Source organism: Treponema sp. (genome assembly GCF_024696245.1).
Classification (GTDB): Bacteria; Spirochaetota; Spirochaetia; order Treponematales; family Treponemataceae; genus Treponema_D.
This window is the reverse complement of record NZ_JAILGZ010000162.1, coordinates 1-17,170: the sequence shown is the minus strand read 5'-3', so window position 1 is coordinate 17,170 and position 17,170 is coordinate 1. Positions and strand designations below refer to the sequence as shown.

The following is a 17,170-nucleotide window of genomic DNA, read 5'->3' as shown; positions in this document are numbered from 1 at the left end:
TTAAAGGATTATATCGTTTTATCTCCTTATATTCCATTACGCATTTTAATTCCTGCCATTAATCAGCTGAATCTTTTCTTTACATATTTAACAAAGTTGAGTTTTCCTATAGATTGTTTTTATATGAAGTATGAAGAACTTGAACAGCCTTCAGCAGGCGATGTAGTAGTTGTAGGTCTTAGCGGAGGTGTTGATTCCTCTGTTACAGCAAAGCTTCTGAAAGAAAGAGGTTGCACCGTTATTGGTGTTACAATGGCTTTGTGGAAAAACGATATGCCCCAGCTTCCGGAAGAAGTAAAGCTTCATGACAGCTGTTATGGTCCTGGGGAAGAAAACGATATAGAAGAATGCAGGGCTTTCTGTAAGGAGCAGGGTATTGAATATCATGTTATTGATGTTAAGGATGCCTATCAGAAAGAAGTACTGGATTATTTTAAATCAGAATACCGGGCAGGAAGAACCCCAAATCCCTGTATCCGCTGTAACCGTTTTATAAAATTCGGAGCCCTTTTAGCAGGAATCTCAAAACTTGGCATTGACTATGATTATTTTTGTACGGGGCATTATGCAAAATCCCTTCGTCCTATGGAAGATATCCGCAATATTTACGGACCGGAGGCAGCAGATAGTCCTCAGGGACACAGCCGTCCTGTACAGGTAGCAGTAGCCATGGATATTTCCAAGGATCAGGCATATTTTCTCCATAGAATACCTGCTTCTGTCTTAGAAAAGGTTCGCTTTCCTTTAAGTTCTTACAGTAAAAAGGAAGTATTTAAAATGGCCAGGGAATGGAATCTTAAAGCTGCTCAAAGGGCAGAAAGCCAGGATTTTATGCCTGCTCCTTTTATAGAAGTTCTCTTTTCTGATAAGCCTTCCATTCCCGGTGATTTTATAGACAGGGACGGCCATGTTTTAGGAAAGCACAGGGGAATTGAACATTATACTATTGGTCAGAGAAAGGGCCTTGGAATCAGTTCAACCCGTCCCCTTTACGTTGCAGAAATCGACGAAAAGGAAAACAAAATTGTCCTTGGTCATGATGATGAACTTTTCTCTTCTGAACTTATAGCAGATGATCTGGTGTGGGCAGGAGACTATAACCCTGAGTGTGCCTTTGATGCCATGGTAAAAATCCGTCTGGCTTCAAGACCGGTAAAGGCCAGGGTTGAACCTTATATTCCTGCAGAAGGGGAGTCCTTTAAAGAACCTTGCTGCAGGGTTATATTTGAAGAAAAACAAAGGGCAGTTGCTCCCGGTCAGTCTGTAGTCTTTTACAGTGAAGGAGTTACCCTGGGCGGCGGTATAATCAGCCGGGCTGTCAGGGTAATGGAAGATCAGAATTAATGATTAATAAATGTCCAGTGTAAAATAGTAGGATTTACTTTCTTTAAGAATATTGGAGATTGTAATTCCTATGGAATTTTTTCCTGGTGTAAGGGGAATACGGGCTAAAAGCTCCTTCTTATCATCAGGATAAAGTTCTTCTACGGAATAGCTTTTATCACCGGAAGTACAAAGTTTACCGTTTATTTCGTTAAGGGTTTCAAACTGAATGTGTTCAACTGCAGCTCCATTAACAGAAACTGTGGTTTTTGCAGGAACAGCTGTTTTCTGCCTGTCTTTATAAATGCTGTAGGTACCTGAAGGCAGTCTTTTTTCTGTAAGGGGATTATGGTAAATGCCCTTTTCATCCTGAATTGTTATGTTTGTTGCATAAAGAGGAAGTTCTGTTCCTGTGCGGGGCATTGGAATGCGGGGATTTACTGCAGAAGAGTTCTTTATATCCAGAACCTGAAACTCAAGACAGCTTAAACCGTCCTGCCAGCCTGAATTTCCGCTTTTTCCAAGATAAGTTCCGCTTTCTATTGTATCAGGAAGATTTTTTTCCAGAGTATCTTCATCAAGATTTCCGTATATTCCCATTAAAGAATCCTCATGGGAAATAAGCAGGGCATTTCCTAAAGTAGATTCAAAGCGGCCAAAGTCGTTTGAATGTTCCCTCATGGTAAGAAGGATTTTTCCCTTTTGAACGGATTTAATGTCAGAAATATCATTAAAGATAAGGGAAGTACTGATTGTTCCCCCTCTAAGCTGTCCGAAATATGAATAAAAAGAGTCTGCTGCTGTTTCCTTCTGAGGCCAGTCAAATGATGAAAACTCTCCAAAAACACAAGCTGCTGCTGTAAGTCCTGCCGTTAATGCTGCAATAGCTATAATCTTTTTCATATTCCCTTCCTATTTTTTAGAAACTGTCAGTCTGGAAATCTTACTGTTCCTTCCTACAAAGAAATTGTCCCCTCTTGCCTGAATAAAGGCACATTCAGCATCAAAACTGAACTTTGCTGCAATATGGTTAAATTTCTCAAGTACTGTAACCGTATATTTTGAATCTTCCCTGCTTAATACAAAAACAAGGCCGCTGCTGTCAGATTCTTCAATCTGAACTACATTTCCCTTCATAGGAATATGGAAGGATTTTTCGTCCTTAAAGCTGTATATGCCAAGATTATCCTTGTAACTGTAGTAAATTGCCCTGTCATTAAGGGAGTATTTTACAAGTTCCTGCTCAGAGGATTCTTCATTAAGGTATTCATGAAAAACAATCCTGCTGTGACCCTTTTCTTTTCTGGCAACAACAAATCTCTGTCTGTCCCTGCCGCTTATACAGGCAACAGATGAACCGTCAGAAGAAATGCCTGCTCCAAAGATAATTTCATATTTGCTTCCTTTTGGTGAAAAACGGTGGTTAATGCTGCCGTCGTTGTTAAAGGAAATAAGGGTTCCGTCTGCATAACCTGCAATTGTTCCCCCTTTACTTGAACTGAATGCCGTAATTGGAGCGTAGTTTTCAAATTTCCACTGGGCTTTACCTGTTTCATCGCATTTTATAAAGGAATTTCCCCCCGGTAAAAAGAGGTAAACCCTGTCTCCGTCAAAATAAGGAAAGCCGGAAAGTTCTATAGTGCCGGCCTTGCTTCCGTCACACTTATAAAAATCTGCACTGGTATTGTTTGCACCAAAAATAGTGTAGTAGCTGTCAGAAATAGATGCTTTGTATGGGAAAGGTATGTTTTTTGTTATTCTGCCATCTTCTGTAAAGTAACCGATGTTCTGTCCCAGTTTGAATGGTATAAGGTCTTCTTCTGTTTCTCTGCTTTCTTCTACGTGGAATATGTCCTGGGTCCATTCAGGTATAAAGTGTAGTTCTTTTCCAAGAGGTCTCATGGCCAGAATTATATAAAGCAGACAGAAGGCTGCTACTCCTATTGCTATTTTGTGTTTAGATGTTAATTTCATGTTTCTGATATTAGTTTATAATTGTAAAAAAGAAAAGTTCTATGTGCCTCCCTGTAATTTTTTTATGAAGTCCTGTTTGTAAACATTGACAAAAAAACGTAAAGTTTGCAAAATACGACAAAAGAAAAATGTTTTGAGGTTTAAAAAATGGAAGATGATATCCTTACAATAGAAGAAGTTGCAAAGTATCTCCGCGTAAGTGAACGTACTGTATATGACTGGGCTCAGAAGGGTGAAATTCCCAGCGGAAAGATTGGCACAGTATGGCGTTTTAAGAAGGATGAAATTGAACACTGGGTTAATCAGCGTCTCTCAGGATCTTCCAGAAATGATGGCGAAATCAAAGTTAAGAATATTATTTCTCCGGAACGTATCATTTTCCTTAATCACGTTACAAAACATGATGCACTTGTAGAACTTTCTGATAATCTGGCAACAGCTCCTCAGATTAAGGATGCCAAGGAACTTCAGGAAGAAATCCTTAAAAGGGAAGAACTTGTTTCTACAGCTATTGGCCGTGGAATTGCAATTCCTCATGTAAGGCTCTCAAGTATTACTGACCTTGTAGTTAGTCTTGGTATTTCCAAGTGTGATATTATGGATTTTTCATCCCTGGATGATGTTCCTGTACGCATTGTTCTTATGATTGGTGCCGCTTACAACCAGCATAACTATTATCTTCAGACTCTTGCTTACTTTACTGCAAAACTTAAGGATCAGGCTTTAAGGGATGCTCTTTTAAAGTCAGAAGATCCTGTAGAAGTTTATAATCTTCTGACTAAATAATTCATTTTAATAAAAAAGAACAGGAATCCACTGTGACTGGTCTGTCATGTCGGAAGCTATTTTTCCCCAGGACAGGCCTTTTGCTGTGGTTTCTCCTGTAAGATAAGCCTTTTCTCCCAAAGTAAAAGCAAATCCCGGGTGTTCAGAAACCAGACCTGCTATTGCGTGTCCGTAAGATGCACTTACAAAAAGACAGCTGTTCATATTCATTCCGTTAAGCATTACACATAAAAGCATGGATCTTGTATCACAGTCACAGCCTTCTCCGCAGACCGCTGCCGGAAGGGAAACAAAGTCAGACTCCCTGCTTTCCCTTGTATATTCAAAGTTCTGGGTCCAGTTAAGGAGTTTTGTGGCTAAATCCGTGTTGTCTTCACAGTTGGGAGCCAGGCTTTTATAAGCATCGTAGGTAAACTGCAGCAGCCTTGAGCAGGAATCCCTGTAAATCATCCTGTAGTAACGCTGCCAGGCAAGCTGCCATACAGGACTTTTCTGATAATTAAGGAGGGTGTTGTATTCTCTTTTTACCAGATAATCTGCGGCTTCTACATCTACCGGGTTTATCCAGCTTTTTACTTCTGTTCCTTCAATATTTACGGTAATTTCTTCCTTTTCACTTTCTTTAGGGTAGGCAAAGGCAGTCATGGCTCCGCATTCAAGACTGTTGTCCGGACTCAGGTAAAGACTGTCCATAAAACTTCCCATAAAGGCGGCGCAATCTTCAAAGTTTTCTGATGAAGACCATATCATGTAAAGAAAAGTTCCCTGGTTGTCAGGAAGACTGGTGCTGGCTGCAAAACCGGAAGACTGAATACCCAGCATATTACCTTCAAAGATGCTTATGGCAGAAAGACACTGCCCCCATTCAAATTCTCCGGTCTGGGCAGAAAGTGAAAATTTTGACATAACGTCATCAAGGGCTTCTTTATTGGAATTAAAACGGCCCTGGGGGTAAATCCTTATAATGGCAGTAACCGGCAGTATCGAAGAAGACAGCATGTAGTACCTGCCGTTTTCTCCGGTTTCCTTTACTCCAAAGCCTTCCGGTAAATCCATGTATACAGAAGGTTTTAAGCTGTTAAAATAAGTTTTTCCGCAGAAAGCCGGTAATGTAAACAATGTCACAATCAGGCAGATAATTATTCTTTTTATACTTGTCATTCTTGTCATCAATAAACCTCTTTTTATATAATATCGGCACATGAAAGATTTTCCAATAATTTTTGAAAACGACGAAATCCTTGTAATAAATAAGCCTTGTGGTACTCCGGTTCAGGGGGGTAAGGGAATAGCACATCCCCTTGATGAGGAACTTTCTGCCCGTTTAGGTTACAGAATTCACCTTGTTCACCGTCTTGATAAAGAAACATCAGGCCTCCTTATAGTTGCAAAAAATCCTGCTGCAGCTTCAAAATGGACTACATTAATAGGAACAAAGGAAGTTAAAAAAGAATACATGTGCGTTTGCTGCGGTGAGGTAATCTGCAACGGAAAGCCTTCCCGAAAAGGAAAACTTGTTTCTAAGGTTGAAGCTCACGGCCGTGTTCAGGATGCAGAATTGTTCTTTGATGTCGTTAAGTCTGTTGAAGCTGAAATTCCGGAAACTGAAAGCCGCGTAAAGCTGAATCTGGTTCACATTGTTCTTGGTACCGGACGAATGCATCAGATCAGGATTCAGATGGCAAAAAACGGTGCTCCTCTTGCTGCCGATGACCAGCATGGAAACTTTAAACTTAACAAGCTTTTGAGGAAGCTGGGAATAAAAAAACTCCAGCTTGCCTGCGTTCGCCTTACGATTCCTGTTAATGGAAAAGAAAAGGTTCTTCAGGTTGATTTGCCGGAGCATTTCTATAAGTTTTCAGACTGAATGTTATGTCACTTTTTTTATGGATTCCCCACTGATTTTCTCCGGAGCTTTTCATGGAGTTGACAGAATCTGTTCTAAATGTTAATGTAAGTAACATTTTAATAAACTTTAAAGTGGAGCCCGGACAACGGCTCCTTTTTTTTAGTTTAATCGTTAAAGGCATTACAGAGGTAAAGATTGGAGTTTAATTCACCTGAAAATAATCCTTATTTTAAGGAAAGCGCAGAGAGTGTTCTGTCTGCTGGTTTTGTTCTTGTTGAACTTCAGGTTGCGCCAAAAAACGGCGATTTTTATGTAACGGCAGTAATTTCACCAGCTGATATAAAAAAGGATATTGGTGTTGCTGACTGCTCCAAAGTTCACCATCTTTTAGGGCCTAAAATTCTTGAACTTCTGCAGAGAAAGTATTCCTCACTTACAGAAGATAATCTTTATATGGAAGTTTGTTCTCCTGGTGTTGACCGTAATATAAAGAACGCCTGGGAATTTACAGTTTTTACCGGCAGAAAAATTCGTGTCTGGGATAAGACTGTAAGTGACTGGGTTGCAGGTGTACTTATTGAGGCAGACGATAATCATTTAACTTTGGAATCAGAGGACGGAAGTAAAAAATCCGTTTCCTATGTAGATATTGCTAAGGCAAAATTTTTTAATTTATAAGGGGGCTTGATATGTCAGAAATGGCAGATGCAATCCGGGCACTGGCTGCAGAAAAGGGGCTTAGTGAGGATTCAATCAGGCAGACAGTAGAAAACACAATTAAAGCGGCTTACAAAAAGACATTCGGTACTTCCGACAACTGTATCGTAAAATTTGCAGATGATATGTCTGACGTTATGGTTTATTCCCGCAAGACTATTGTTGACGGTGTTTATGATCCTTCTCAGGAAATTGAGCTTGAAGAAGCACTTAAGCTCAGCTCTGAATGTGAAATCGGAGATGAAATTGATATTCTTGTAGATCCTCATAATTTTGAACGTTCAGCAGTAACAACCGGTAAGCAGATGGCTCATCAGGGTTTTAACGAACGCTATAAGGATAATCTTTACAATGAATATAAAGATAAGATAGGACAGATTATAATCGGTTACTATCAGCGTGAACGCAATGGAAATATTTTTGTTGACCTTGGAAAAGTAGAAGGTATGCTTCCTCAGAAATTTCAGAGTCCAAGGGAATCTTATGGTAAGGGAGACCGCATTAAGGCTCTTATCGTAGATATTAAAAAGACAAATACCGGTATTCAGATTGTTCTCAGCCGTTCAGATCCTAAGTTTGTTCAGGATACAATCGAAAATGAAGTTCCTGAAATCTCAGAAGGAATTGTAAGCGTTTACAAAGTTGTACGTGAAGCCGGTTATCGTTCAAAGATTGCAGTTTATTCAAACAAGATTGACGTAGATCCTGTTGGTGCCTGTGTAGGTCCTAAGGGTGTGCGCATTCAGGCTGTAATCCGTGAACTTGAAGGTGAAAAAATTGATATCCTTAAATATGATGAAGATCCTCATGTATTCATCAAAAACGCCCTTTCTCCTGCAGAAGTAACACAGGTTGTTATTCGTGATGCAGAAAAGAAGGAAGCTCTTGCAATCGTACCTGAGAGCTCTTTCTCTCTTGCAATTGGTAAGCAGGGACAGAATGTTCGTCTTGCAAACCGTCTTTGTGACTGGCTCATTGATGTTAAGACAGAAGAACAGGCTGCAGAACTTGACCTTACAGAAACAGATACACGTAAGGCTGCTGAATCCCTCTTTAATGAATCTGCTGAAGAATCATATGAAGAGATTACAACAGTTTCTCAGCTTCCAGGTGTTAATCAGGATATTGCTGCTCTCCTTAAGGAAGCAGGAATCGATGATATTGAACAGTTTATGGCTGCTGTAGAAGACGGTACTGCCATTAAGGTTCAGGGTGTTAATGCAGACGATATCGAAGCTATTAACAAAATCATCAATGAAAATGTTGAATTTGAAGATGAATCTGAAGAAGAAGCAGTAGCTGAAGAAACAGAATCATCTGAAGAAGTTCAGGATGATGAAGATTGTTACTATTGTCCTGAATGTGGAGAAAAAATCACTTTGGATATGACACATTGTCCTAAGTGCGGTGCTGAATTTGTTTTTGAAGAGGAATAATAGAGAAACATGGCGGATGAATCAGAAAAAAAGCCAGAATTTGTGGTAATCAAAAAAGAAAAGAAACCGGAAACTCAGTCTGAAAAAAAGGTTGTCGTAGTTAAACGAAAGCCTGCTGCTTCTGATAAACAGAAAAAAGTAGCAGTAAGGGTCGTTACTAAGAAGCCTGCTGAGTCATCCCCTAAGCCGGAAGAAAAGCCGGCCTCTGAAAAGGCAGCAGAGACTCCTGTACAGCAGTCAGCACAGACTGCTAAACCTGCAGCAGTAAAACCTGCTTCAGCTCAGGAAAAATCAGCTGACCGTAAGGGAGATTCTTCATACGAACGTCCTCAGCAGAACAGACCACAGCGTCAGTCATTTGAACTTAATACAACCCGTCCTAATGTAAGGGCCGGAAACTTAAGCGGTTCCGGTAACAGGGGCGGTTATGGCAACCGTTACAATAACAATTACGGAAATAACCGTGGTTCAGGCTTTACAGGTGCTCAGGCCCGTGAAGGCTATCAGAACCGTGAACGCAGCGGCGGCTATAACAATAATCGTCAGGGCGGATTTAATAATAATGGAAACCGTCAGGGCGGATTTAATAATAATGGAAATCGCCAGGGTGGATTTAACAATAACCGTCAGGGCGGATTCAATAACAACGGAAATCGCCAGGGTGGATTTAACAATAACCGTCCGGGCGGATTCAATAACAACGGAAACCGCCAGGGTGGATTTGGAGGAAACCGTCCTTCTTTTGGTGGCGGCGGATTTTCAGCTCCTTCAGCAATTCCACAGGGCAAAACTCCTGCTAAGAAACAGTTTAAGGGAAAGAAGCAGGATTATTCACAGCGCAAGGATAAAGAAGAATTCTTCGACGAGGAAGAACTTTACAAGAAAAAGAAGGAAGCTACTCCTGCAAATGTAGTACCTTCAACAATCGATATTATGGAAACAATTTCTGTTTCTGACCTTGCCCGCAAGATGAACCTTAAGGCTGGAGAAATCATCGGTAAGCTCATGTCGATGGGTATGATGGTAACAATCAACCAGTCAATCGATTCTGATACAGCAACAATTCTTGCAGAAGAATATAACTGTAAGGTACACCTTATCAGTCTTTACGATGAAACAGTTATTGAAAGTGATAAGGGTAATGCAGAAGGTGAACGTACACGTCCTCCGATCGTTACTGTTATGGGTCACGTAGACCATGGTAAGACAAAGACTCTTGATGCTATTCGTGATGCAAACGTTGCAGCAGGAGAAGCCGGTGGTATTACTCAGAAAATCGGTGCTTACAGGGTTTCTACTCCTAAGGGAGACATTACTTTCCTTGATACTCCTGGACATGAAGCATTTACAATGATGCGTGCCCGTGGAGCCCAGATTACAGATATCGTTATTCTTGTAGTTGCAGCTGATGACGGTGTAATGCCTCAGACTCTTGAAGCCATTCACCATGCAAAAGATGCAAAGGTTCCTATTATTGTTGCCGTTAACAAGATGGATAAACCTGATGCTAATCCGGAACGTGTTATGACTCAGCTTTCTGAACAGGGACTTACTCCTGAAGCCTGGGGTGGAGATACTCAGTATGTAAATATTTCTGCCCTTAAGCGTGAAGGTATTGATGATCTTCTTGATGCAGTTCTTATTCAGGCAGAAATGCTTGAACTTAAGGCACAGTATGACTGTCGTGCAGAAGGTAAGGTAATTGAATCCCGCATTGATCAGGGTCGTGGTGTTGTAGCATCTGTTATCGTAGAACGTGGTACCCTTAAGACTGGAGATCCTTTTGTTGCTGGTATTTATTCAGGCCGTGTACGTGCCATGTTTAATGATAAGGGACAGAAGATTTCAGAAGCAGGTCCTTGTACCCCTGTTGAAGTTCTTGGTATTGAAAGCATGCCTAATGCCGGCGATCCATTCCAGGTAACAGAAAGCGAAAAGGATGCCCGTGCATTTGCAGCTAAACGTCAGGAACTTAAGCGCTTTGAAGATGCAAAGGCTGTTAAGAAAGTTACTCTTGATAATCTTTACTCTACAATCGAAGCCAGTGAAGTTAAGGAATTCAAGGTTATTATTAAGGCTGACCTTCAGGGTTCTGCAGAAGCACTTAAATCTTCCCTTGAAAAACTTTCTACTAAAGAAATCCGCCTTTCTGTAATTCATTCAAGCGCAGGTGCAATTAACGAAAGTGACGTTACCCTTGCAGCTGCTGACTCAAATGCAATTATTATCGGATTTAATGTACGTCCTACTCCAAAAGCCAAGGCTCTTGCTGAACAGGAAAAGGTAGAAATCCGCAAATACAATATTATCTACAAGTGTGTTGAAGAGATTCAGCAGGCTATGGAAGGTATGCTTCAGCCGGATACAAAAGAAGAAGTTACAGGTACTATCGAAGTTCTTAATACATTCAAGGTTCCAAAGGTTGGACTTATTGCAGGATGTATGGTTCGCGACGGTATTGTTAAGAGATCAAGCTTCGTAAATGTTATCCGTGATGGTGTAGTAGTTTGTTCTGCAGCTAAGGTTTCTTCCCTCAAGCGTTTCAAGGATGATGCAAAAGAAGTTCGTGAAGGCTTTGAGTGTGGTCTTGGTATTGAAAACTGGCAGGATATTCAGGTTGGCGATACAATCGAAGCCTTTGAATATATTGAAGTTAAACGTAAGCTTGGCCAGACTCTTGCAGAAGAGCAGGCAGAAGCAGAAAAGAAACAGGCTGCTTCAGAAAGTCAGGAAAACTAAATGGGACAGTACAGATTGTTACGTCTGGGTGAACAGCTCAGACAGGAAATTTCACTTATGCTCCTCCGTCATGAGATTAAGGATCCCCGCGTAAGTGAATTCCTTTCCATTGACAGAGTAGAAGTAGCAGGCGACCTTGCCTATGCAAAAGTATTTGTATCATCATTTATGGACGATGCCTCTGTAAAAAGAGGTGTTGCCGGACTTCAGAGTGCAGCTGGTTTTATTCAGTGTTCAATAGCAAAAAAACTTTCTGTTTTCCGTTTTCCACGTCTTACTTTCGTAGCAGATTTCAGCATGAAGGAAGGCTATAAAATGGTTCAGAAGCTTAATGCCCTTGAAGCTGAATCAAAAGCCCGTGAATCTCAGGCAGATGAAAACGAAAACGAAGATTCAGACGATAAAGAGTAAATTAAAATAAATGAAAAAAAATAAAAGGACTTCTGTAAGGGACGGGATTCTTCTTTATGCAAAGACTCCCGGTATTACCAGCTTTTCTTCACTATGGGATATAAAGCACGCCCTGAATACTGACAAAATCGGTCATACAGGAACGCTGGATTCTTTTGCAGAAGGACTTCTTGTTGTCCTTAGCGGACATCTTACCCACCTTGTACCTCATATAACAGGATTTACAAAAACATATCAGGCTGTAGTTTGTTTAGGAAAAGAAACAGATACTCTTGATCCTTCAGGACAGATTATAAAAACAGCTCCTGCTGTAAGCCGGGAAGATTTTGAAAAAATTATACCCCAGTTTACAGGAGTTCAGCTTCAGGTTCCGCCTGTTTATTCAGCCCTTCATTCAGGTGGTAAAAGAGCCAGTGACATTATCCGCAGTGGTGGTCAGGTTAAGCTTGAAAGCCGCCAGGTCTTTATATATAAAAATCAGCTTCTTGATTTTAAGGAAGCAGGTGATGACGGACTTTCCTATGCCCTTCTTGAAATTACCTGTTCAAAGGGTACCTATATCAGGGCACTTGCAAGGGATATGGCTAAGGCAGCAGGCAGCTGTGCTTACCTTTGTGCTTTAAGACGTACCCAGGTTGGACCATTTTTACTTAAAGATGCCTCCTGCTATTCTTCCTTTAAAGACTTTACTATTGAATATGGTATAAATAATGCTAAGGAATTTTCAGGCTTAAATACAGGAAGACGCCTTACTCCTGAATCTGTATTTACGGACATAAGAAGTCATTTTCTGGATTTTACTCCTGAACTTGCCCAGACCTGCGGCTTTGAAATAAGTGAACTTAAAAAGGATGCAGAAAAATCTTATCTTAACGGAAGGCCTTTATCCGGAAGTATGTTTAACAGAATAACTACCGGCGTTAACGAAGCTCCCTGTACGATTAAAGATAAGGAAATAGCTGTATTTTATTCAGATAAAACTTTTGCAGGGATGATAAGGCTTAATCCTGAACACAGGCTTTTTTATGGATTTGTTGTTCCTAAACAGAAAAAAAAGCTTAAGGTCTTTACCTGGGAAGAACTGGTAAGGGGAGAGTTTCCTTTAATCTGGAAGAATATGGGAACTGCCCTGACTGTAGGTAATTTTGACGGAATGCACAGGGGGCACAGGGCTTTAATTGACAGGGTAAAGGAAAGTTCCTGTTCTGTTAAGGGGCTTGTTACTTTTACCCGCCCTGGTGATCTGATAAAAAACAGGACCGGTCATTACGAAGGTGATGTAATGACTTTAAAACAGAAACTTGCTTCTGTAGAAGAAGCCGGCCTTGATTTTGCCGTGCTCATTGACTTTTCTGAGGATTTCAGTAAAATTGACGGCGAGTCTTTTGTCTCTGCACTGGTAACATCAGCAGGAATGAAAATGATGGCTGAAGGTTCAGATTTCAGGTGCGGCTATAAGGGGCTTACTGATTCACAGGCTTTACAGGAACTTTCTGAAAAGCTGGGATTTCTTTTCTGTAAGGTAGAAAAGGTTTGTGCAGAAGGGCAGAGTATCAGTTCTTCCTTAATAAGGCAGGCTGTTAAAAAAGGTGATTTTGCTTCTGTTCAGAAAATGCTTGCCGGAGTTTTTACTCTGGATTGCAGTCAGATGGAAATGACTTTGTCAGAGAGAAAATCTTCTGATCCTATGATGGAATGGTTTGCTTCTGATGTAAAAAGCGGTCAGCTTCTTCCACAGAACGGTACTTATGATGTAGTTGCCGGTCTTGGAGAAAACATTCTCCATACAAGTCTTTTTGTTACCGGTACAAGGGTAGAAGTTCTTTTACCTACACTGGACACTGCAAGGCGTCTTACAGAGATAAAGTTTGTTTACAAACCTAATGTTACTTTGTGAAGAAAAAGCTAGGTAACATGGTAATTTATATTAAAGGAGTAAGTTATGGCACTTACAAAAGAAACATCTGCTTCAATCGTAAGCAAATTCGGTGCAAATGCAAATGACACCGGAAACACAAAAGTTCAGATTGCACTTATGACTGAACGTATCAAGCAGCTCACAGAGCACTGCAAGGCATTCCCTAAGGATACAAGCGCATCACGTGGTCTTCTTAAGGTAGTTGGTGCACGCAGAAAGCTTCTTAAGTATTTCCAGCGTACAAACCTTGAAGGTTACAGAGCTCTTATTAAGGAACTTGGTATCCGTAAGTAAATTCTCAAGAGAAGGCGGCATTATGATTAGGTTTTAATCGTGCCGCCTTTTTAGTTTCTGTGATTTTGCTTCCATACTGAAGAAAAACGGTGATTCCGGCTGTTCAAACGGAATATACCTTGCAGTGATTTAGGTAATCTGAGTGCTGCAGAAAAAAAAAGAACAAAAAAGAATTAAGGAAAATTTTATGGTACAGAGAGTAACCCGTAAGATCGGAGACCAGGAACTCATTCTTGAGACTGGTAAAATCGGAAAACAGGCAAACGGATGTGTTTATGCTCAGATTGGCGGAACATCAGTAATTGCTACAGTTTGTGCATCAAGTGAAGTTAAGGAAGGCCTTGACTTTGTTCCAGTAACAGTAGAATACAACGAAAAATTCTATGCTGCCGGAAAAATCCCTGGAGGATTTGTTAAGAGAGAAGGACGTCCAAAGGATAAGGAAATTCTTGTAAGCCGCCTTATTGACCGTCCTATGCGTCCTCTTTTTGAAACAGCTTTTGGTCGTGAAATTCAGATTGTACCAACTTGTGTTTCAGTTGATGGTGTAAATCCACCTGATATTCTTGCAGTTATTGCTGCATCTGCTGCAGTTTCTATTTCGGACATTCCTTTCCACGGTCCTGTTGCAGGATGTCGTGTTGGATATATTGATGGTGAATATGTAATCAATCCTACATATGAACAGATGGAAAAAGTTCAGCTTGAAATCGTTGTTGCCGGAACAAAAGACGGCTTTACAATGGTAGAAGGTGGTGCTAACGAAGTTTCTGAAGAAGTAATGCTTGGTGCTCTTGAAAAGGCTCAGGGCTTTATTACAGATATGTGTCTTCTTCAGGAAGAACTTGTTAAGCTTGCCGGAAAAGAAAAGCTTCCACTTGCACCTCTTAATGTTGAACTTGCAAATGCTGATGCAATTAAGGCAGAAGCTCTTCCACTTATGCAGACAGCATGCTTCCTTAAAGGAAAGCAGGCTCGTGGTGAAGCAGTTAAGGCTGTAAAGAACCAGATTGCAGAAAAATACGCTGAACAGCTTGAAGATCCTGTACAGGCTAAGCTTTTCGGTACACTTTTTGACGACATGCAGTACGACCTTCTTCGTTCAAGCATTCTTGAAAAGGGTCTTCGTATTGACGGTCGTGGAACAGAAGATATTCGTCCTATTACATGTGAAGTTAACGTTCTTCCACGTCCACATGGATCAGCACTCTTTACCCGTGGTGAAACTCAGTCTCTTGCTGTTACAACTCTTGGTACAGCAATGGATGAACAGGTATATGATGATATTGAAGGAGACAGAAGTGAAAACTTTATCCTTCACTATAACTTCCCTCCATATTCAGTAGGTGAAGTTGGTAAGCTTACAACTGGCCGCCGTGAAATCGGTCACGGAAATCTTGCCCGCCGTTCACTTGCTCCAATGATTCCTAGCCGTGCAGAATTCCCTTATACAATTCGTGTTGTATCAGAAATCATGGAATCAAACGGTTCTTCTTCACAGGCTTCTACTTGTGGTGGCTGTCTTTCCCTTCTTGCAGCTGGTGTTCCATTAAAGAAGATGGTTGCCGGTATTGCCATGGGTCTTATTACAGACGGACCTCAGTACAAGAAGTATGCAATCCTTTCTGATATTCTTGGAGAAGAAGATCACCTTGGAGACATGGACTTTAAGGTAGCCGGAACACATGACGGTATTACCGGATTCCAGATGGATATTAAAATTGCCGGTGTTTCTATGGATATTATGCGCAAGGCTCTTGCTCAGGCAAAGCGTGGTCGTGAACATATCCTTGGCATCATGGAAAAATGCATTAACAAGCCACAGCCAATCAGTCCTTATGCACCAAAAATTGACACAATGAAAATTGCTGTTGATAAGATTGGTGCCCTTATTGGACCAGGCGGAAAGAATGTTAAGGCTCTCTGCCAGCAGTATGGTGTAACAATCAATACTGAAGATGATGGTACTGTAACAATTTACGGTAAGACTGGTAATGCTACTGATGCAGCTAAAAAAGCAATCAAGGGTATTTGTGAAGATCCAGAAGTTGGAACAATTTACCAGGGAACTGTAAAGCGCATCATGGACTTTGGAGCATTCATTGAGATTCTTCCAGGAAAAGAAGGTCTCTGTCATATTTCAAAGCTCAGCCGTCAGCGTGTAGAAAAAGTAACTGACGTACTTAAGGAAGGTCAGAGCGTTCCTGTTAAACTTCTTGAAGTTGACAAGATGGGCCGTCTTAACCTTTCTTACATTGATGCTGTAGAAGAACAGTCAAAGTAAGATAAATAAATAAAGGCTCCATGAAGGTTTCTTTTAGATTTTCATGGAGCCTTATTTTTTTTGCAGGAGAATATTTATGGGTGAAGCAATTGGAATTGGATTAAAAGTCTTAAGGGACTGGCATGTAATTTTTATCCTTATCCTCATGATTGTTTTTATTTCCCTTGCAAATTATGTAATAAAGTATAAGAAAAAGCCCCGTCTTCCAAAGGCAAAAGCAGCTCCAGCTCCAGCTCCTGCACCTGAAGGTGAGAATAAAGAAGCGACCGATGCAGCTGCAGAAAAGCAGAATAAATAAATAAAAATTCAACCCTTAAAAGTATTCCATAGTCAGGCCTTTTTCTGATATAGTTAGCTTTGATTAACTTTAGTTAGCAAACGCTATCAGACTGTGGAGGTTTATTTAAATTGGATTTAGCAGAAATTGATGAACAGGGCAGGGGTATTTTATTTTACGGTGAAACTTCTGTAGAAAAATGTTATGGAATCAAAGGTCAGCCTAACATTTATTTTTTACAGACCACTATTGTACAGCAGCATGAAAATCAGGTAGGCCCTAAACCGGGACAGTTCTATCTTATAAAGGGTCAGAAATCAGATGTTCAGTATAACAGGCCTATAAGCGTTTATCGTTGTGAAGAAAAGATAAATAAAACTACAGGTAAAAGTGAATTTACAGTTCAGTTTATGATAATGGAAAAAGGAAGGGGAACTCAGGAACTTTGTCATCTTGAAGCCGGAGAAAAAATAAAGGTTATCGGCCCTCTTGGGACTCCCTGGCCGGAAGCAAAAGATGTTGATTTAAGTAAAAACGAAATCTGTATCATTGGTGGAGGAATTGGTGTTGCTCCTGTTGCAAACCTTGCCTCTTCTTTACCAGACGGCTCTTATGACTTTTATGCCTGTTTTAAAAGCGGATACTATGGTCTTGAGCACGTAAAACCTGCAAATCTTGTTATTACCACTGATGACGGCAGTGCCGGTATAAAGGGGATGCTTTCCGTTGCCTTTACCAAAGAAGCTGTAGAAAAAGCCGGATATAAATTAATTTATGCCTGCGGTCCTACTCCGGCCCTTGCTTATGTTAAATCCATAGCTGATGAACTTGGTATTCAGTGTTATATAAGTATGGAACACAGAATGCTTTGTGGTCTTGGTGCCTGTCTTGGCTGTACAATCGATACTACTTTAGGTAAAAAAAGAGTTTGTAAAGATGGACCTGTGTTTGATTCAAAAATTATTTCCTTTGCAAAACCTTCACCAAGAAGAAAGCCTCTTAAAAAAGATGAAGAGCCTGATTTAAGCGTAACTCTTGCCGGTGTTGAACTTAAAAATCCTACTATAGCTACCGCCGGAACTTTTGCTTATGGTCAGAATTATCGTGGTGTGTCTGATGTAAATTACTGGGGTGCCATTACTTCCAAGGGAATCACCTATGA

General features: G+C 40.6%; 15 protein-coding genes. 12 read left to right on the top strand and 3 right to left on the bottom strand.

Annotation, left to right across the window (positions count from 1 at the left end; translation table 11 throughout):
- Positions 1-123 precede the first annotated feature (123 nt).
- Positions 124-1,344 (top strand): tRNA 2-thiouridine(34) synthase MnmA, encoded by a 1,221-nt coding sequence (mnmA, locus tag K6D58_RS11665; RefSeq protein WP_296830860.1) that lies wholly within the window; start codon positions 124-126, stop codon positions 1,342-1,344.
- Positions 1,345-1,347: 3 nt separating this feature from the next.
- Here mnmA and K6D58_RS11660 read toward each other — a convergent pair whose 3' ends face one another.
- Positions 1,348-2,226, bottom strand: coding sequence for a M23 family metallopeptidase (locus tag K6D58_RS11660; protein ID WP_296830858.1), 879 nt, complete (start codon positions 2,224-2,226; stop codon positions 1,348-1,350).
- A gap of 9 nt (positions 2,227-2,235) precedes the next feature.
- Positions 2,236-3,297: a hypothetical protein gene (locus K6D58_RS11655; protein WP_296830856.1), complete on the bottom strand. Its 1,062-nt coding sequence runs from the start codon at positions 3,295-3,297 to the stop codon at positions 2,236-2,238.
- Positions 3,298-3,444: 147 nt separating this feature from the next.
- Here K6D58_RS11655 and K6D58_RS11650 point away from each other — a divergent pair, with 147 nt between their 5' ends.
- The gene (locus K6D58_RS11650) at positions 3,445-4,083 is read left to right on the top strand and encodes a PTS sugar transporter subunit IIA (RefSeq protein WP_296830854.1); all 639 of its coding nucleotides are present in this window, start codon (positions 3,445-3,447) and stop codon (positions 4,081-4,083) included.
- A gap of 6 nt (positions 4,084-4,089) precedes the next feature.
- Here the strand turns inward: K6D58_RS11650 and K6D58_RS11645 are convergent, their stop codons facing one another.
- Entirely contained in the window at positions 4,090-5,253 is a 1,164-nt protein-coding gene (locus K6D58_RS11645; RefSeq protein WP_296830853.1) for a hypothetical protein, read from the bottom strand.
- 31 nt (positions 5,254-5,284) lie between these two features.
- Here K6D58_RS11645 and K6D58_RS11640 point away from each other — a divergent pair, with 31 nt between their 5' ends.
- From K6D58_RS11640 to K6D58_RS11595, 10 genes are all read left to right on the top strand, one after another.
- Entirely contained in the window at positions 5,285-5,950 is a 666-nt protein-coding gene (locus K6D58_RS11640; protein WP_296830851.1) for an RluA family pseudouridine synthase, read from the top strand.
- 177 nt (positions 5,951-6,127) lie between these two features.
- Positions 6,128-6,610 carry an LSm family protein gene (locus tag K6D58_RS11635; protein ID WP_296830849.1) on the top strand — a complete coding sequence of 161 codons (483 nt, stop codon included), beginning with the start codon at positions 6,128-6,130 and terminating at the stop codon, positions 6,608-6,610.
- An 11-nt stretch (positions 6,611-6,621) separates the two neighbouring features.
- On the top strand, positions 6,622-8,085 hold the full coding sequence (gene nusA, locus K6D58_RS11630) for a transcription termination factor NusA (RefSeq protein ID WP_296830847.1): 1,464 nt from the start codon (positions 6,622-6,624) through the stop codon (positions 8,083-8,085).
- Between the two features lie 9 nt (positions 8,086-8,094).
- Positions 8,095-10,824, top strand: coding sequence for a translation initiation factor IF-2 (infB, locus tag K6D58_RS11625; protein ID WP_296830845.1), 2,730 nt, complete (start codon positions 8,095-8,097; stop codon positions 10,822-10,824).
- Positions 10,825-11,235, top strand: a complete 411-nt coding sequence (rbfA, locus tag K6D58_RS11620) for a 30S ribosome-binding factor RbfA (protein ID WP_296830844.1) — start codon at positions 10,825-10,827, stop codon at positions 11,233-11,235.
- Positions 11,236-11,245: 10 nt separating this feature from the next.
- Complete coding sequence (gene truB / locus K6D58_RS11615) at positions 11,246-13,132, top strand: tRNA pseudouridine(55) synthase TruB (RefSeq protein WP_296830842.1); 1,887 nt, start codon at positions 11,246-11,248, stop codon at positions 13,130-13,132.
- 45 nt (positions 13,133-13,177) lie between these two features.
- On the top strand, positions 13,178-13,447 hold the full coding sequence (rpsO, locus tag K6D58_RS11610; protein ID WP_296830838.1) for a 30S ribosomal protein S15: 270 nt from the start codon (positions 13,178-13,180) through the stop codon (positions 13,445-13,447).
- Between the two features lie 187 nt (positions 13,448-13,634).
- Positions 13,635-15,731: a polyribonucleotide nucleotidyltransferase gene (gene pnp, locus K6D58_RS11605; RefSeq protein WP_296830836.1), complete on the top strand. Its 2,097-nt coding sequence runs from the start codon at positions 13,635-13,637 to the stop codon at positions 15,729-15,731.
- Between the two features lie 76 nt (positions 15,732-15,807).
- A complete protein-coding gene (locus tag K6D58_RS11600) occupies positions 15,808-16,029 on the top strand; it encodes an OadG family transporter subunit (protein WP_296830834.1) in 222 nt (73 codons plus the stop codon).
- 110 nt (positions 16,030-16,139) lie between these two features.
- The coding region (locus K6D58_RS11595) for an iron-sulfur cluster-binding protein (protein ID WP_486389768.1) at positions 16,140-17,170 on the top strand (1,031 nt) is incomplete at its 3' end.

Bases quoted from the DNA above. Each gene is read 5' to 3' on its own strand.
- K6D58_RS11600 (WP_296830834.1), top strand. From the start codon at position 15,808: ATGGGTGAAGCAATTGGAATTGGATTAAAAGTCTTAAGGGACTGGCAT.
- K6D58_RS11640 (WP_296830851.1), top strand. From the start codon at position 5,285: ATGAAAGATTTTCCAATAATTTTTGAAAACGACGAAATCCTTGTAATA.
- pnp (WP_296830836.1), top strand. From the start codon at position 13,635: ATGGTACAGAGAGTAACCCGTAAGATCGGAGACCAGGAACTCATTCTT.
- rpsO (WP_296830838.1), top strand. From the start codon at position 13,178: ATGGCACTTACAAAAGAAACATCTGCTTCAATCGTAAGCAAATTCGGT.
- K6D58_RS11660 (WP_296830858.1), bottom strand. From the start codon at position 2,226: ATGAAAAAGATTATAGCTATTGCAGCATTAACGGCAGGACTTACAGCA.
- nusA (WP_296830847.1), top strand. From the start codon at position 6,622: ATGTCAGAAATGGCAGATGCAATCCGGGCACTGGCTGCAGAAAAGGGG.
- K6D58_RS11645 (WP_296830853.1), bottom strand. From the start codon at position 5,253: ATGACAAGAATGACAAGTATAAAAAGAATAATTATCTGCCTGATTGTG.
- K6D58_RS11650 (WP_296830854.1), top strand. From the start codon at position 3,445: ATGGAAGATGATATCCTTACAATAGAAGAAGTTGCAAAGTATCTCCGC.
- infB (WP_296830845.1), top strand. From the start codon at position 8,095: ATGGCGGATGAATCAGAAAAAAAGCCAGAATTTGTGGTAATCAAAAAA.
- truB (WP_296830842.1), top strand. From the start codon at position 11,246: ATGAAAAAAAATAAAAGGACTTCTGTAAGGGACGGGATTCTTCTTTAT.
- mnmA (WP_296830860.1), top strand. From the start codon at position 124: ATGAAGTATGAAGAACTTGAACAGCCTTCAGCAGGCGATGTAGTAGTT.
- rbfA (WP_296830844.1), top strand. From the start codon at position 10,825: ATGGGACAGTACAGATTGTTACGTCTGGGTGAACAGCTCAGACAGGAA.
- K6D58_RS11655 (WP_296830856.1), bottom strand. From the start codon at position 3,297: ATGAAATTAACATCTAAACACAAAATAGCAATAGGAGTAGCAGCCTTC.